General features: G+C 65.6%; 9 protein-coding genes and 1 pseudogene. 4 read left to right on the forward strand and 6 right to left on the reverse strand.

Annotated features, from left to right (window positions below; genetic code table 11):
- Window positions 1-93 precede the first annotated feature (93 nt).
- The gene (locus ACI2KK_RS14005; protein WP_404669319.1) at window positions 94-4,998 is read right to left on the reverse strand and encodes an alpha-2-macroglobulin family protein; all 4,905 of its coding nucleotides are present in this window, start codon (window positions 4,996-4,998) and stop codon (window positions 94-96) included.
- Between the two features lie 188 nt (window positions 4,999-5,186).
- On the opposite strand from ACI2KK_RS14005, the gene ACI2KK_RS14010 reads away from it, so the two are divergent.
- From ACI2KK_RS14010 to ACI2KK_RS14020, 3 genes and pseudogenes are all read left to right on the forward strand, one after another.
- Entirely contained in the window at window positions 5,187-6,524 is a 1,338-nt protein-coding gene (locus ACI2KK_RS14010; RefSeq protein ID WP_404669320.1) for an MATE family efflux transporter, read from the forward strand.
- Window positions 6,525-6,665: 141 nt separating this feature from the next.
- Window positions 6,666-7,115, forward strand: a complete 450-nt coding sequence (locus ACI2KK_RS14015) for a hypothetical protein (RefSeq protein WP_404669321.1) — start codon at window positions 6,666-6,668, stop codon at window positions 7,113-7,115.
- 26 nt (window positions 7,116-7,141) lie between these two features.
- Window positions 7,142-7,345 (forward strand): annotated as a pseudogene (locus tag ACI2KK_RS14020) (MATE family efflux transporter); the annotation flags it as partial.
- Between the two features lie 124 nt (window positions 7,346-7,469).
- Here ACI2KK_RS14020 and ACI2KK_RS14025 read toward each other — a convergent pair.
- The 5 genes from ACI2KK_RS14025 to ACI2KK_RS14045 all read right to left on the reverse strand — a co-directional run bounded on the left by ACI2KK_RS14025 (window position 7,470) and on the right by ACI2KK_RS14045 (window position 12,440).
- The gene (locus ACI2KK_RS14025) at window positions 7,470-7,925 is read right to left on the reverse strand and encodes an REP-associated tyrosine transposase (RefSeq protein ID WP_404669322.1); all 456 of its coding nucleotides are present in this window, start codon (window positions 7,923-7,925) and stop codon (window positions 7,470-7,472) included.
- Between the two features lie 156 nt (window positions 7,926-8,081).
- Entirely contained in the window at window positions 8,082-9,995 is a 1,914-nt protein-coding gene (gene speA, locus ACI2KK_RS14030; RefSeq protein WP_217886651.1) for an arginine decarboxylase, read from the reverse strand.
- A 150-nt stretch (window positions 9,996-10,145) separates the two neighbouring features.
- Window positions 10,146-10,517, reverse strand: coding sequence for a translation initiation factor Sui1 (locus ACI2KK_RS14035; protein WP_217840492.1), 372 nt, complete (start codon window positions 10,515-10,517; stop codon window positions 10,146-10,148).
- A gap of 317 nt (window positions 10,518-10,834) precedes the next feature.
- Window positions 10,835-11,371 carry an NUDIX hydrolase gene (locus tag ACI2KK_RS14040; protein ID WP_404669323.1) on the reverse strand — a complete coding sequence of 179 codons (537 nt, stop codon included), beginning with the start codon at window positions 11,369-11,371 and terminating at the stop codon, window positions 10,835-10,837.
- Window position 11,372: 1 nt separating this feature from the next.
- Window positions 11,373-12,440, reverse strand: a complete 1,068-nt coding sequence (locus ACI2KK_RS14045; protein ID WP_404669324.1) for a DUF2333 family protein — start codon at window positions 12,438-12,440, stop codon at window positions 11,373-11,375.
- A gap of 250 nt (window positions 12,441-12,690) precedes the next feature.
- On the opposite strand from ACI2KK_RS14045, the gene ACI2KK_RS14050 reads away from it, so the two are divergent.
- Window positions 12,691-14,307: a PleD family two-component system response regulator gene (locus ACI2KK_RS14050; protein WP_217887408.1), complete on the forward strand. Its 1,617-nt coding sequence runs from the start codon at window positions 12,691-12,693 to the stop codon at window positions 14,305-14,307.
- The last annotated feature ends 1,322 nt before the right edge of the window (window positions 14,308-15,629 follow it).

Below are 15,629 nucleotides of genomic sequence, written 5' to 3' on the forward strand. Positions count from 1 at the left end.
CGGCTTGCCGGCGATGGGGCCGTCAGCCAGGGCAGCATCGCCTGGGCTGACGCCATCGCCGGCAAGCCGGCTCCTACAGGTGGGTGCATCAGGTCAGCGGGCGCGCACCGTCATCTCACCCTGGCTATCCCCCACTGCCTGCAGGTTCGGCCGGTACATCGACTCCACCTGCGGCGGCGGAATGCGGTAGCTGCCCGGGGTTACCGCACGGGCCAGGTACAGCAGGTGGGTGGTGCCGTAGCTGTCCAGCTTGAGGGCCGCGACGTAGCGGTCATCGCGGTACTCCTGGTGCACTACGCTTGCGTTCTGCATCGAGTCGCGCCACTGCTTCACCGCGCTGCTGGCGTTGTCCAGGCTGGCGGCGCTCTGCGCAAGGTTCTGGTTTTCCAGCTCCAGGCCCGCCGGCAGCAGGTCCACCACCAGGGCGTCCGGCACGCGGTCCTGGGCCTTGAGCGCCAGGTGCACCAGCACCAGGTCGCCGCTGCGCAGGTTGCGCACATCCAGCGGCTGGCCGTTCATGCCCAGGTACTCGCGGCGGATCTCCATGCCGTTGCCGCTGGCAGCCGGTGCCTGGCGCGGGTAACCGGACAGGGTCAACTGCTGGTACAGGGTGTCGCTGCCCTCGTTCTGCACGGTCAAGGGGGATGCCAGCAACGGGCCTTCGAGCTTCATGCCCGAGTCGGTGTTATTGAACTCGCGAACTTCACCGGCACTGTCCAGGCGCGCCTTCCAGCTGCCTTCGGGTTTGCCCAGCAGGCCGCGCCCGGCAAGGAACAGCGCGTTGCGCTCCTGGGTCGACAACCAGCGGTTGGCCGCCAGTTCATCAGACAGCCCGAACAGGCGCTGGTCGACCTGGTTACCGGCCAGGTTGTTCTCCTGCAACAGCGCCAGGATCAGCGCCTGGTCACGCAGTGCACTGCCGTAGTCGGCCATCCAGCCCTTGCTGCGGGTGATCGCAAGCCCCGCCTGCAACGCCTGCTGCGAGCGCGGCTTGTCGCCCATCTTGTCCAGCGCCACCGCCAGCTGCACCAGCGGCAGGCCCGAGCGCGCGTCGGCGCGGCGCTCGAACAGGCTGCGCAAGGCGCCCAGCGGCGCCTGCTGGCTGCGGGCAAGCACCAGGCCGGCATAGGCCTGCACGGCGAAGCGGGTGTGGTCGGCGTTCTGGCTGTAGTCCACCTCGATCAGGTTGCGCTCCTGCACGTAGCGCAGCAGGCGCTCGCTGGCCTTTTTCAGCACCTCGGCCGGCACACCGTAACCTTGCTCGCGGGCGCGCAGCAGGAAGTCGGTGACGTAGGCGGTCAGCCAGTACTCCTCCTCGCTGTCCGAACTCCACAGGCCGAAGCTGCCGTTGTAGCGCTGCATGCCCAGCAGGTGCTCGATACCCATCTCGATCTTGCGCTTGCGCACATCGGCCGGCTCGCCCTTGATGCCTAGGCGCTTGAGGCTGTCGGCGTCGGCGTACAGCGACGGGTACAGGCCGCTGGTGGTCTGCTCCAGGCAACCGTAGGGGTAAGCTTCAAGCGCGCGAATCTGCTCGGCCAGGTTCAGCGGCGGGCGGCTCGACAGCGCAAGGCTGGCTTCAAGGCCCGCGGGTTCGAACTCGGCCAGGTCGCTTTCCGGCAGGCTCCACGGCTGGTCTTTAAGGGCCACGCGGTAGTGCTTGAGCATGGCCGGGTAGGCCGGGCGGATGCCCAGGGTCCATTCACGCTCGAAGGCGTTGGCCGGCTCGCCGGGCAGTTGCAGGCCATTGACCTGCACCTTCACCTTGCCCTGCCCCAGGCCGCCCTGGGCCTGCACCGGGATCATCAGGGTAGTGCGCTGGCCCTCGGCCAGGGTGATGCTCTGCTGGGCGTTGCCGGCAAGGTTGAGCTGGCCCTCGGTGCTCAGTTGCACGTTCAGTTGTTGGGCGCGGCCGGACAGGTTGGCCAGGTCCAGCGCCAGGCTGGTGCGGTCGCCGCCAGCCAAGAAGCGCGGTGCCGACAGCTCGGCGATCAGCGGCGCGGCCACCACGGTCTTGCCCTCGGCCATGCCGAAGTGTTCGTCGGTCCAGGCCTGGGCCATCAGGCGCAGCTCGCCGTTGAAGTCGGGGATATCCACCGTGGCCTGGCCTTCGCCCTTGTCATCCAGGGTAACCGGCAGGCTTTGCTGGGCGACGATGGTCACCGTGGTGTTGGGGCGCTTGCCGCCCTTGGCCATGGCGGCGTCACCACCGAAGGCCAGGCTGGCCAGGCGGCCCTGGCCGGCTTCGATCAGCTGGCCGTAGATGTCCAGCTGATCAGCGCCGTAGGCCTTGCGGCCGAACAGGCTGGCGAACGGGTCGGGGGTCTTGAAGTCGGTGATGTTGAGAATGCCCACGTCCACGGCCGACAACAGCACATGGATTTGCTTGGGCACGCTGCCGTCGGCATTGGCGGCCTTGAACTTCACCGTCAGCGGTTGTTTGGGGCGCATTTTCTCCGGCGCCTGCAGCGTCACGGCGAGCTTGCGCTCGGCGCGGTCCAGCGGCAGGTGCAGCACGCCCACGGCGCGTTTCGGGGTGGCATTGGCCTTGCGCTCGCCCGGGCGGATCACCAGGGCACTGATGTACAGGTCGTGGCGCGCCCACTTTTTGTCCAAAGCAACGTCGAAGGTCTTGCCTTCGGCGGGCACGTCGATCTCCTGCCACCACAGCGGGCCATCGCTGGACTCGATCATCAGGTAGCCAGTACCTGCGGCCGGCGGGGTAACGGTGACCTTGGCAGTGGCGCCATCGGCATACGCGGGCTTGTCCAGGGCGATCTTCACCTGATCGGGGCGCACGGCGCCGCCTTCGGCGTTGTCCTGGGCGCGGTAACCGGCCCAGAAGCGCTCGCTGGAGACGATACCGGTCTGCGGGTCTTCCACCTCGACGCGGTACGGGCCCCACTCCACCTGGAAGTTCAGCTTGGCGGTGGAGCCGGCCTTGACGCTGACGGTCTGTTCATCCTGGGTGAGGAACTTCTCGTTGTAGTTGTAGCTCCAGCCATCGCTCTGCGAGTAGTTCCAGTAGTAGTCGCGGCGCTCGCGAATCAGCCGCACCTTGAGGTTGTCGGCGGCGAGCTTCTTGCCGTCGCGGTCAGCCAGCAGAAACTCGAATTCGACCGGGCCGTCGCCGTCGGTCTCTTCACCGTCGAACAGGCCGCGCAGGCCCGGCAGGCGGTCGGCAGGCCAGATCGGTTGCTCCAGGCGGCGGGTAATCGGCCGGCCACCGGACTCCTGCAGGCTGGCCTGCACGGTCAGTTGCAGCGGCGAGCGGGCTTCGCTCCAGCGGCTTTCGATATCGATACGGGCCTTGCCGTTCTGGTCGAGGGTGACTTCGTCCAGCTCCAGGTCCTGGTTCAGTTCGGTTTCGGTCACTGCACCAAACTGGTAGCCAGGCAACGCCTTGACCGCTTCACGCAGCGGGCGCACGTAGGCCTGGCCGCTCAGGCGGTTGCCGGCGGCCGGGGCGCCGTAGAGGTAGCGGCCGTTGACCTGGATGGTCGCGGTTTGTTCAGGCGACAGCGGCGTGCTGCTGCCCTTGAGCTCCAGCGCCAGGCGCTCGGGCAAAAAGTCCTCGACGAGGAACTCGTACACCTGCTTGCGCCCACCGCCGAAGTCCAGCAGCAGTTGCCAGCGGCCGGTGGGGGCTTCGCTGGCCAGTTGCAGCTGGTACTGGAACAGGCCGTTCTGGTCGGCCTCCCAGACGAACTTGCGGCTGACCTGCTCATCGGGGCGACGCACTTCCACGTTCACCGGCTGGGCCTTGACCGGCTTGCCGTCCTGGTCACGCAGCAGGCCGTTGAGCAGCACCGTCTCGCCCGGGCGGTACAGGTCGCGCGGGCCGAAAATGAAGAACTGCAACGGGTTGGCCTGGGGGCCGGTGATGTCGAATTCGGCCAGGTCCAGGGCGGCGGTATTCAGCCGCAGCAGGGTGGTGTGCACCCCTTGCGTGGCAATCAGGGTATCGGCCTTGGCAGTGATCGGCAGCTGGGCGTGGCCCTCGCCGTCGGTCTTGGCCTGGGCCAGCAGCTTGCCTTTTTCGTCGTGCAGCTCGAGGGTCACGCCGTTGAGCGCCTTGCCGCCTTCCAGCGCCTGGGCGAACACGTCCAGGCGGTCGCGGTAGCGGTGGGCAGACAGGCCGATATCACTCAAGGTGAACAGCGTTGCCGGCTGCGAATAGTCGTAGGTGCCCGAGGCACGCATCACCGCCAGGTAGACGCCCGGCTCCTGCAACGGCTTGATCCCGGCAATCGGCAGCAGCACGGTCTCGCGGGTGTTGCGCGCCGGGTTGAGGTCGAAGCGGCCACCGTAGACCAGGTCGGCCATGTCCAGGGTTTCTTTGGACTGGTAGTAGTACAGGCTGGAGTTGCGCCCCCAGTTGGCCAGGAAGGTCGAGAGCATTTCAGGTTTGACCCGGAAGAACTCGACATCGACCTTGTCGACGTTCAGCGCGATCACCGGCAGGCCTTCGGCCAGGCGCGTGGGCAGCAGCGAGCCGCGGCTGGCAAAGCCGATGGTGGGCTGCATGTCGCGGGTTTCGAAGCGGCTGACAGACTCGGCCTGCAGGCTGTTGCCGTTGACCGACAGCAGGCCCTTGTCGATGGTCAGGACCATCTTGCGCTGCGGCTCCAGGTGGCGCAGGCGCAGTTCCATCTGGTTGTCGGAGAGTTCCCAGGCGCCGTCGACCTTGCCCTTGACGGTATCCACCAGGTGCAGCTTGCCGGCGAAGTCCTGGTTGGCATCCAGCGGCGCAGACACGCTGACAGACAGGGTGCTGGCACCGTCCAGTTGCACCTCGGAAACATCCAGCACCGTCAGCTCGCGGCCGGCGTAGCGCTTGGCGAGCACGGCCGGGTCTTCGCGCTTGGCGGCCGGTTTTTCGGCAGGCGCGGTGGCGGCGGGTTGGTCTGTGGGCGCCGGAGACTTGCCTGGCGTGGAGGAATCACAGGCACTGAGCAGGGCCAGCGCGCAGGCCAGCAACAATCCTTTGTTGAGCATTTGAGTGGGAACTCTTTGGCGGTGTGTACGTGAGGGCAGCAACTATAGCGCAAGGCCGGGCGGGTTACCTGGCAATGCGTGGCAAGTGAGACTCTGTTCGCGCGGATTGGTTGCCTGGCCGGTACAATGCTCGCCCAATCGCAGTGCACACCCGCTGGCGATTGCCCCTCTGTTCCGCTGGAGCCCGCATGCCCCCACTGTCCACCGCCTGGCAGCACCGCCCGACCCACCGCAAGGTCTGGGGCCTGGCCGCGCCGATGATCCTGTCGAACATCTCGGTGCCGTTGGTGGCCTTGGTCGACAGCACGGTGATCGGCCACCTGCCCCATGCCCACCAGCTCGGCGCGGTGGCGGTGGGCGCCACGCTGTTCACCTTCATGATCGGGTTGATGGGCTTTTTGCGCATGGGCTCCACCGGTTTTGCCGCCCAGGCCGCCGGCCGCGCCGACGGTGCCGCGCTGCGCCAGGTGCTGGTGCAGGGGTTGTTGCTGGCGCTGGGTTTTGCCCTGCTGATCGGTCTGCTGGCGCTGCCCTTCAGCCAGCTGGCGCTGCAGGCGATGCAACCGAGCGAGGCGCTGCATAGCGCCACCGAAGCGTTCTTCCATACCCGCCTGCTGGGGCTGCCGGCGGCGCTGGCCAGCTATGCGCTGGTGGGCTGGTTCCTCGGCACCCAGAACGCCCGGGCGCCGCTGGCGATTCTGTTGACCACCAACCTGCTGAACATCGCCCTGAACCTGTGGTTCGTGCTGGGGCTGGACTGGGGCGTGGTGGGCTCGGCGCGGGCCTCGGTGATCGCCGAATGGAGCGGTGCACTGCTGGGCATGGCCCTCACCCGCCCGGCGCTGCGCGCCTACCCGGGGCGCATCGCCTGGGCGGCGCTCAAGCGCTGGCAGGCCTGGCGGCCATTGCTGGCGGTGAACCGCGACATCTTCCTGCGCAGCCTGGCGCTGCAACTGGTGTTTTTGCTGATCACCGTGCAGGGCGCGCGCCTGGGCGAGGCCACGGTGGCAGCCAACGCGTTGCTGCTCAACGGCCTGCTGCTCACCGCCTACGCCCTCGACGGCCTGGCGCACGCAGTGGAGGCGCTGTGCGGCCACGCCATCGGCGCGCGCGACCGCGAGGCGCTGCAGCGCTCGCTGGTGGTGGCCTGCGGCTGGTCGCTGATCGTCAGCCTGGGCTTTGCCGGGCTGTTCCTGCTGGGCGGGCACCTGTTCATCGACCTGCAGACCGACATCGCCAGCGTACGCGAGGCGGCCTACCCCTACCTGCCGTACCTGGCGCTGCTGCCGTTGGTCGCGGTGTGGAGCTACCTGCTGGACGGGCTGTTCATCGGCGCCACCCGGGCGCGGGAGATGCGCAATGCGATGCTGGCCGCGGTGCTGATCGCCTTGCCCTTTGCGTTGGGGTTGAGCGGGCTGGGCAACCATGGGTTGTGGCTGGCGTTTTTGGGGTTCATGGCGTTGCGGGCGGCTACCTTGGGGTGGGTTGGTATGCGGTTGCGCAAGAACGACCAATGGCTTGGGTAGCGCTGGACTACAACGCCAAACACCTTGTTCATTGACGTTCGGCAAGCGCTGGTTGAAGACTGGAAACCCCATGGACGGGGTTCACATTCAACCAATGAGCAAGGACCGTCATGTACCCACCTTCCGCCCCCGGAATCGAATATGCAAAACCCATGGGTTACTAGATCAGCGCTCATGGCGCTAAGCCTTGTCGTGGTTGCACAAGCTCTGTGGATGCTTGCCACCCGAGAAAACCGCCCATCCCTGGACCGGGTCATCACTACGACCGCCATTGGCCAGAACAGCGCCGTCTATGAAGTACTGAGCGACAGCGCCGGGGCCACGGTGGGCATGACTTACTTCTACTTCGTCCATGAAAAGGTCGACGACGAAAGCCAGTTGCTCACCCGTCTTGACCCCCGGTCCGCCTTTCTGGTTACCCGACAATCCAAGGCTGTCATTGCCGTGAATGGCACCCAGATTCAGGCTCGCACCCACGACACCGTGTATCGCTATTCAAGCCTCGCGATACTGCACGAAGGCGAACAGGCCATACCGGTAACGGTTGAACTGGACAGCAAGATGGACCAGGCGACACCCCATGCACCTTGAACCCCTCGAATGAAAAAGCCTGCGAGTTACCGTTGATCGCGGTGTAGAGCTACCTGCTGGACGGGCTGTTCATCGGTGCCACCCCGGCGCGCGAGATGCGCAATGCGATGCTGGCTGCTGTGCTGATCGCCCTACCCTTTGCGCTGGGGTTGAGCGGGTTGGGCAACCATGGGTTGTGGTTGGCGTTTTTGGGGTGGCGGTTGCAGAAAGAGGGGCGTTGGGTTCAGTGACGAAGGGGCCGCGCTGCGGCCCTTTCGCGACACGAGGCCGCTCCTACAGAAGAACGCGGTTGCGCGATGCCGTGTAGGAGCGGCCTTGTGTCGCGAAATGAGGGCGAAGCCCTCACCTGCTGACCTACAGCCACACGCAATCCCAATGTGGATAGTCGCCGGCACGCCGGACCAGCCCCGCACGGATGGGATTGGCAACGATATAGCGCGCCGCAGCCCTCACATCCTCATCTCGCCGCAAAGCCCGGTCATGATAACCACGCTGCCAAATGTGCTGGCGCTCAGCCCCTGCCTGATAAAGAGCACAACTGCTTCGCGATTTGAATGCACACATCAGGCTTCCTAGACTGTCGGTGCCAAGTTCAATAAGCCAGTGCAAATGATCGGGCATCAGAACCCATGCCAACGACCGGCACATGCCCTTCTCATCGCTTATCTGGAGCTGCTGAATCACCGCTCGGGCAAAGAGCAGATTCCTGAATAGCGGGGCACGGTTTTGGGTGGCAGTAGTGAGCAAGTAGAGCCTGCCTGGCTCCGAATAGCGCCCTCGGCGCAAACGATGATTGCCTTGACCTTCCATGTCCGGATCCTTTGAACATTGCATTCATAAGGTAGACCCGGGGTAGGCGACGATCGCGCCTGGATCATTTCGGCGTGTGAATTCGGTGAGGGCTTCGCCCTCATTTCGCGACACAAGGCCGCTCCTACAAAATCGCGCAGGAGCGGCCAATGGTCATCAGGACGACAGGTACGAAGACCGGGTCAGCCCCAACCGCAGCGCATCCAGGTACTGGGTGCGCTCACGCGCGGTGATCTTGGCGCTGGCCACCTTGTCGCGGTAGTGGGTCATCAACTCCTCCGGCGACAGGTGCACGTAGCGCAGCATGTCCTCGATGGTGTCGTGGGTCTCGATACCGGCGTGGTACACGCTGCCGTCGGCGTTCTGGTAGATGTTCACCGAATCGGTGTCACCGAACAGGTTGTGCATGTCGCCGAGGATCTCCTGGTAAGCCCCCACCAGGAACACGCCCAGCAGGTAGTCCTCGCCCTCTTTTACCGCATGCACCGGCATGCTGGTCTCGATGCTCTGCTCGTCGACGTACTGGTTGATCTTGCCGTCGGAGTCGCAGGTCAGGTCCTGCAGCACCGCGCGGCGCATCGGCTCTTCGTCCAGGCGGTGCAACGGAATGATCGGCAGCACCTGGCCGATGGCCCAGGTGTCCGGCAGGCTCTGGAACACCGAGAAGTTGCAGATGTACTTGTCGGCCAGCTTGTCGTTGAGCTCGTCCAGCACCTGGCGGTGCGAGCGCTGGCGGGCCTTGAGCGAGTTGTGCAGGCGCCGGCACACGGCGAAGTAGCACTGCTCGGCCAGGGCTTTCTCAGCCAGGGTGAGCTTGCCATCGGCGTACTGCGCGGCCACGTCACCCATGTAGTGGGTGGCGCGCCAGTAGGTCTCGGTGACCATCTCGATGTCGGTAGGGCCAAGCAAGTCGGCCAGCCACTGCACGGTCTCGGGCAGCGCTTCCTTGTTCTCGATGGTCGGCACGTCGTCGTTGTGCTTCTCGACGTCGGTCACCTGGATCACCAGCATGGCATGGTGGGCGGTCAGCGAGCGGCCGCTCTCGGAGAAGATGTGCGGGTGCGGCAGGCCCTGCGCATCGCAGAACTCCTTGAGCATGCCCACCACGACGCCTGCGTAGTCGTCCATGTCGTAGTTGATCGAGCTGGCGTTGCGCGAGTGGGTACCGTCGTAGTCCACCCCCAGGCCGCCGCCGACATCGACATGGTCGACCGGCAGGCCCAGCGCACGCAGCTCGCCGTAGTAGCGAATGGCTTCCTTGAAGCCGTGCTGGTAGTCGGCCAGGTTGGCGATCTGCGAGCCCATGTGGAAGTGCAGCAGGCGGATGCCCTGGTCAAGGCCGGCGTCGCGGAAGCGCTGCACCACCGAGATCAGCTGCGCGGCAGACAAACCGAACTTGGACTTCTCACCACCGGTGTCAGCCCACTTGCTCGAAGCCAGCGACGACAGGCGCACGCGCAGGCCGACCTGCGGCTTGACCTTAAGCTCCGCAGCTTCTTCGATTACCAGGGCCACTTCGGACTCTTTCTCGATGACGATGAACACGTTGTGGCCAAGCTTCTGGCCCATCAGCGCCAGGCGGATGAATTCGCGGTCCTTGTAACCGTTGCAGACGATGGTGCCGCCCTTCGGCGCCAGCGCCAGCACCGCCAGCAGTTCGGGCTTGGAGCCGGCCTCAAGGCCGATGGACACGTTTTGCGTGGCGATGATGTTCTCTACCACCGCTTCCTGCTGGTTGACCTTGATCGGGTACAGCGCGGTGTACTGGCTCTGGTATTCCAGGCGCGCGATGTTGGCATCGAAGGCGCCGGTCAGTTGGCGCACGCGGTCCTGCAGGATGTCCGGGAAGCGCACCAGCAGCGGCAGCGACAGGCCGCTCTGGCGCAGCTCGTCGACCTGCTCGTACAGGTCGATCGGCGCGCTGTGCGGGCCGTTGGGGCGCACTTCGACGCGCCCGGCTTCATTGATGGCGAAATAACCAGCGCCCCAATGGCGGATGCCGTAAACACTGCGGCTGTCGGCCACGGTCCATTGGCTACCATCGTCTTTGCGTGTGCGTCGTACGGACATTCAAGTCCCCCATAGAAAAGTCGAAGACACTGCCCCGCATGGGGCGGGCGCAGTGTAAAAGCTGAAAATGACGATTCGCCATGCCCAGGGGTAGACCCTGGCCACGACAACGAGTTTAGAAAGCACTGGGCAAAAAAGCGCGCAGACGGATCAGCCGCCGGACTTTTTCGCCTTGAAGCCCTGTTTGGTCAGCTCACCGATCAGCAGCTCGACATGGTCGCCCTGGATCTCGATGACCCCGTCCTTCAGCGCACCGCCCGTACCGCAGCGGCGCTTGAGGGTGGCGGCCAGCTCCTTGAGCTGGTCCGGCGGCAGCGGCACGCCGCTGACGGTGGTCACGGTCTTGCCGCCACGGCCTTTGCTTTCACGGCGCACACGGGCAATGCCGTCGCCTTCGGGAATGGTTTGCTGCTTGCAGGTGCAGGCGTCCACCGGCTGGCCACAGTCGGGGCAGTGCCGACCGGCATCGGTGGAATACACGAGACCGCCAAGGGCGGAAAAGGAAGAAGCTTTCTTGGCCACTTTTGATCCTCGGTGCTGAGGACAAAAACTGGTCGACCCCTGAGCCAGGGCCCGACCGCGAAGCCCCACTCTGGCAGGGGCGGCGCTACTGCCGCAAAGCGTTGCGACAGCCCGAAAAGGGCGCGCAGTGTAACGATAAATCAGGCGGTTGCTAAGTACCGGATTGCGGCATTTTGCGCAGTTTTTGCGACCCGCCTCCCTGTAGGAGCCGGCTTGCCGGCGATAGGGCCGGGCCTGCAAGCAAAAGACCCAGGCCTTGCGCCAACGCTGCCGGCCTCATCGCCGGCAAGCCGGCTCCTACAGACGTGTGCCGGCGCTCAGGCGAGGCTCGCCTGGTAACGCTGCAACGCCACCAGCGAATCAGGGCAATAGCGCAGCTTCTGGCCCTCCTGCTCGGCTTGGGCCACCGGTACGAAGCGCGCCTCCATCACCTCTTCAGGCTGCAGACGCAACGGCCCGTCCCACACCGCCGAAAACACCGCGCACCACAGCCGGTTGCCCGGCTGGTCGAAGTAGAACTTCTCGTGAAAACGCAGCGGCACGCCGCCCACACCCAGCTCTTCTTCGAGTTCGCGCGCCGCCGAGTCTTCGTAGCTTTCCCCGCAGGTCACCATGCCCCCCGCCGCCACATCCCAGTAGCCGGGGTACAGTGCCTTGCTCAGGGTGCGCCGGTGCACGCACAGCTCGCCCTTGCCGTTGAACAGCAGGATGAACGTGCAGCGCCCGATCAGGCCGCGCTCGCGCAGCTCGGCCCGCGGCAGGCCGCCAAGGGGCTGGTCGTGCTCATCCACCCAGGCGACCAGCTCGGCGTCGGAGGCCGCGCGGTGCGCGACCTCGGCTGGGCTGATGGCCATGTCAGCCCTGCGACAGCAGTTGGCGCAGGTCGATCACTGCGGCATTGGCGCGGGAGATGTAGTTGGCCATCACCAGCGAGTGGTTGGCCCACATGCCAAAGCCGCTGCCGTTGAGCACCATCGGGCTCCACAGCGGCTCCTGCGAGGCTTCCAGTTCGCGGATGATCTGCCGCACGCTGACCGTGGCGTTCTTCTTCGCCAGCACGTCGGCAAAGTCCACCTCGATGGCGCGCAGCAGGTGCGACAGCGCCCAGGCCTGGCCACGGGCTTCGTAGAACACGTTGTCGATCTGCAGCCACGGCGTCTCGACCACTTCTTCGTCCACCTGCGGCGCCTGGCCTGCGACCACGGTTTCGGTCTTCAGGTTGCTGTTGAGCTTGACCCGGCCGACGCTGGCCGACAGGCGCTGCGACAGCGAGCCCAGGCGGGTGGCCACGTCACCCAGCCAGTTGTTGAGGTTGTCGGCGCGGGTGTAGAAGATCGCGCCCTGGTCGCCCTTGGCCAGGCGCACCTGGTAACGGTTCAGCGACTTGATGCCCTCTTCGAACTCCGACTCGCTGGACGGCAGGATCCAGCTCTTGTTGTCGAAGTTGAAGCGCGGCTCGGCCTTGGCCAGGTCGGCGTCCTCGGTGGACTGCGACTGCGAGCGGGCGAAGTCCTTGCGCAGGGCGCGGGACAGGTCGCGCACCTGCACCAGCACGCCGTACTCCCAGCTGGGCATGTTGTCCATCCACAGGCCCGGCGGGAAGCGGTCGTTGGAAATGTAACCGCCCGGCTTGTCGAGCAGGGTGCCGGCGACGGTCTTGAGGGTCTCGATGGTGGTGTAGCCCACCACCATCTGCTGGCCGTTGCGCTCGGCGGCGGCCTGGGCGTTCTGCTGCACCGGGAACAGCGCAGGCTCTTCGCTCCAGTACCAGCCAAGGCCGATGCACACCAGCAGGTACAGGCCGATCAGCGTGCCCAGGGCGCGGCTCCACAGGCCACCGAGGTAGCTGCGGGTGGCGGAGGTACGGGTTTCGGCCCGCTCACGGGGCTCGGCTTTGGCCTCGCGGTTTTTCCAGTCCAGCATGGCGTTGTCCTTGATCAGTCATGACGGGTTCAGGGGCTTTGACCACAGCCCATGGCCAGGGTGCCACGGCAAGCCCGCGTGCCAGCACTATAAAGCAGACGTCGCCTTTCGTATAAGCGACCAACGGGTCATTAACTGAATAATGGGCCCGGGACACTTTGTTGACGCCAGGCACTCGCTTGCCGGAAAAGCAGTGCTAGCATAGAGCCATCATCGAACCTGCACCCCTCCTCTAATAAGTAGTCAGGACATGACCCAGCCAGCCGAGCCGAGCCACGAGCGCCTCAAGCAGCATTTCGCCCAACGGGTCATCCACCAGGCCCGGCAGATTCTCGAGATCTGGCAGCGCCTGCAGCGTGGCGAATGGTCGAGCGCCGACCTGGGCGAGCTGTGCGAAGCCAACTTGCGCCTGCAACGCTACGCCGAACGCTTCGAACAGCCCGAGCACGGCAGCCTGTCGCAGGCCATCGGCCACACGCTGCGGGCCATCGAGGCCAACAGCGCGCGGCTCAACTCCGAACTGATCGGCGAGCTCAACCGCCTGATGCAGCGCCTGTCGCGCACCGGCCTGCGCAAGGGCGACCAGCTCGACAACGTGCCCCTGCCGCCACTGCGCAAACCGGTGTACATCGTGTTGCAGGACCACGACCGCGCCGAGCGCCTGGCCCAGCAGCTGGAGTTCTTCGGCTTGGGCGTGCAGGCGCTGTACAGCGCCGAGGCGTTCCAGGCGTCGATGAGCGAGCGGCTGCCGTCTGCCATCGTCATGGACGTCGACTTCAGCGGCCCGGGCGTCGGCCTGCAACTGGCAGCCCAGGCCCAGCAAGGCCTGGAGCAGCACATCCCGCTGCTGTTCTTCAGCCTGCACGAAACCGACACCAGCACCCGCCTGGCGGCGGTGCGCGCGGGCGGCCAGGAGTTTCTCACCGGCACCCTGGAGGCCTCGAGCCTGCTGGAAAAGGTCGAGCTGCTGACCAGCGCCACCCAGTACGAGCCGTTTCGCGTGCTGGTGATCGACGACTCCCGCGCCCAGGCCCTGCACACCGAGCGCACCCTCAACAGCGCCGGCATCATCACCCGCACCCTCACCGAGCCGATCCGCACCATGAGCGAGCTGGCGGACTTTCAGCCCGACCTGATCATCCTCGACATGTACATGCCCGAGTGCACCGGCACCGAGCTTGCCAAGGTGATCCGCCACAACGACCGCTATGTCAGCGTGCCGATCATCTATCTGTCGGCCGAGGACGACCTGGACAAGCAGCTGGATGCCATGAGCGAGGGCGGCGACGACTTTCTCACCAAGCCGATCCGCGCCCGCCACCTGGTCACCACCGTGCGCAACCGTGCCGCCCGTGCCCGCCACCTGAAGGCGCGCATGGTCCGCGACAGCCTTACCGGGCTGTACAACCACACCCATATCCTGCAACTGCTCGAGGACTGCAGCTTCCGCGCCCGCCGCGAAGCGCAGCCGCTGAGCTTTGCCATGCTCGACATCGACCACTTCAAGAAGATCAACGACCGCCACGGCCACCCCATGGGCGACCGGGTGATCAAGAGCCTGGCGCTGTTCCTCAAGCAGCGCCTGCGCAAGACCGACTTCATTGGCCGCTACGGCGGCGAAGAATTCGCCATCGTCATGCCCAACACCACGCTGGAAGCGGCGCACAAGGTGCTGGACGAGATCCGCCGGCGCTTCGCTGAAATCCACTACCCGGCCCAGCCCCACGACCTGCAATGCACCTTCAGCGCCGGGGTGGTGCAGCTGGATGGCGAGCTGGATGCGCCGAGCATGGCCAGCGCGGCTGACGAGGCGCTGTACCGGGCCAAGCATGCCGGGCGCAACTGCGTGGTGCGGGTGGACCTTTAAACCGGTACCGGCCTCATCGCAGGCAAGCCTGCTCCTACAGGGTCCGCATCGACACAGCCCCTGTAGGAGCAGGCTTGCCTGCGATGAGGCCATTGGCCAAAACCCCATACCGGCACAGTGCCACTTTTTTTTGGCGCCAAGCCCCCGCCGTCATCACCTCGTCACAAAACAGCAATAACTTCAGGCCCCGACCTCTCCACTCCCCCGCAGGAAGTTCGCGGCTATGCGCCTGAAGTGGCTGACCAATTTCAATACCCTGTTGCTGGTAACCGTGTGTATCGCCCTGGGCGTGACCCTGTGGTGGTCGCAACGTGCCCTCGAACGCCCCTACCAGTTGATGGAGCGCTACCTGGGCCTGTCCCAGCAGTTCCAGAACGAAGGCGCACGCAATATCCAGGCGTACCTGAACAGCGGTGACGCCTTGCGCCATTCTGCGGCGGTGGAGGCCAACACCCGCCTGCAAGCCGCCCTGGCCGACTGGCCGGACGAGCTGGCCAGCAAGCTGCGCCCAAGCCTGGACAGCCTGCAAGCCTTCACCGGCAACGAACTGCTGGCCGCCGGCAAGCTGGCCGGCGACCCGCAGGCCCTGCTGCTGCAGGCCGAGCGTGAGCTGGGGGCGAACTTCGAGCAACTGGCCAGCTACGCCCGCGACAGCGGCAGCAGCGAGGCCATTCGCTACCTCACCCCGCTGTTCGACGCCGCCCTGCACCTGAGCCGCCTGTCGCTGGCCCGCGACAAGCTGGTCAGCAGTGGCCGCGCCGAACTGGCCGCCGAGGTTGAACGTGAACTGCAACTGATCGCCGCCCAGGCCCAGCTCATCGACGGCCTGCCGCTGCTGGGGGTGACCCGCGCCGCCGAATCCAACGCCGACGACTTCGCAGCCATGATGGGCCTGGAATCACAAGCCAGCACCCAGCAGGAAGATGTCGCCGTGGGCCTGAAGCGCGAGCTGCAGAGCCTGGTCAACCGCTACCCGGCCGAACTGCAACGCACCCGCGAACAGATCGAACGGCGCACCGAACTGGCCGCCAGCACCAACCAGCGCCTGGAGGCCGTGCAACAGGCCATCGCCGGCCTTGAGCCCGAAGTACGCGGCCAGCACGCGAAGATCGCCGCCGAGGTGCGCATCATGCAGGGGCTGATGATCGGCCTGATCCTGTTGATCGCCCTGCTGATCGACACCCTGCAACGGCGCCTGGCGCGCACCCTCACAGGCCTCGCCCCGGCGCTGTCGCGCTGGGCCGAGGGCGACTTCGCCCAGGCTATCGCCCTGGGCAAGACCAACCGCGAGCTGCACGATATCCAGGAATCGCTCAACCGCC

This window comes from Pseudomonas sp. NPDC089406, assembly GCF_044900265.1.
In the GTDB taxonomy this organism is placed as follows: Bacteria; Pseudomonadota; Gammaproteobacteria; order Pseudomonadales; family Pseudomonadaceae; genus Aquipseudomonas; species Aquipseudomonas fakonensis.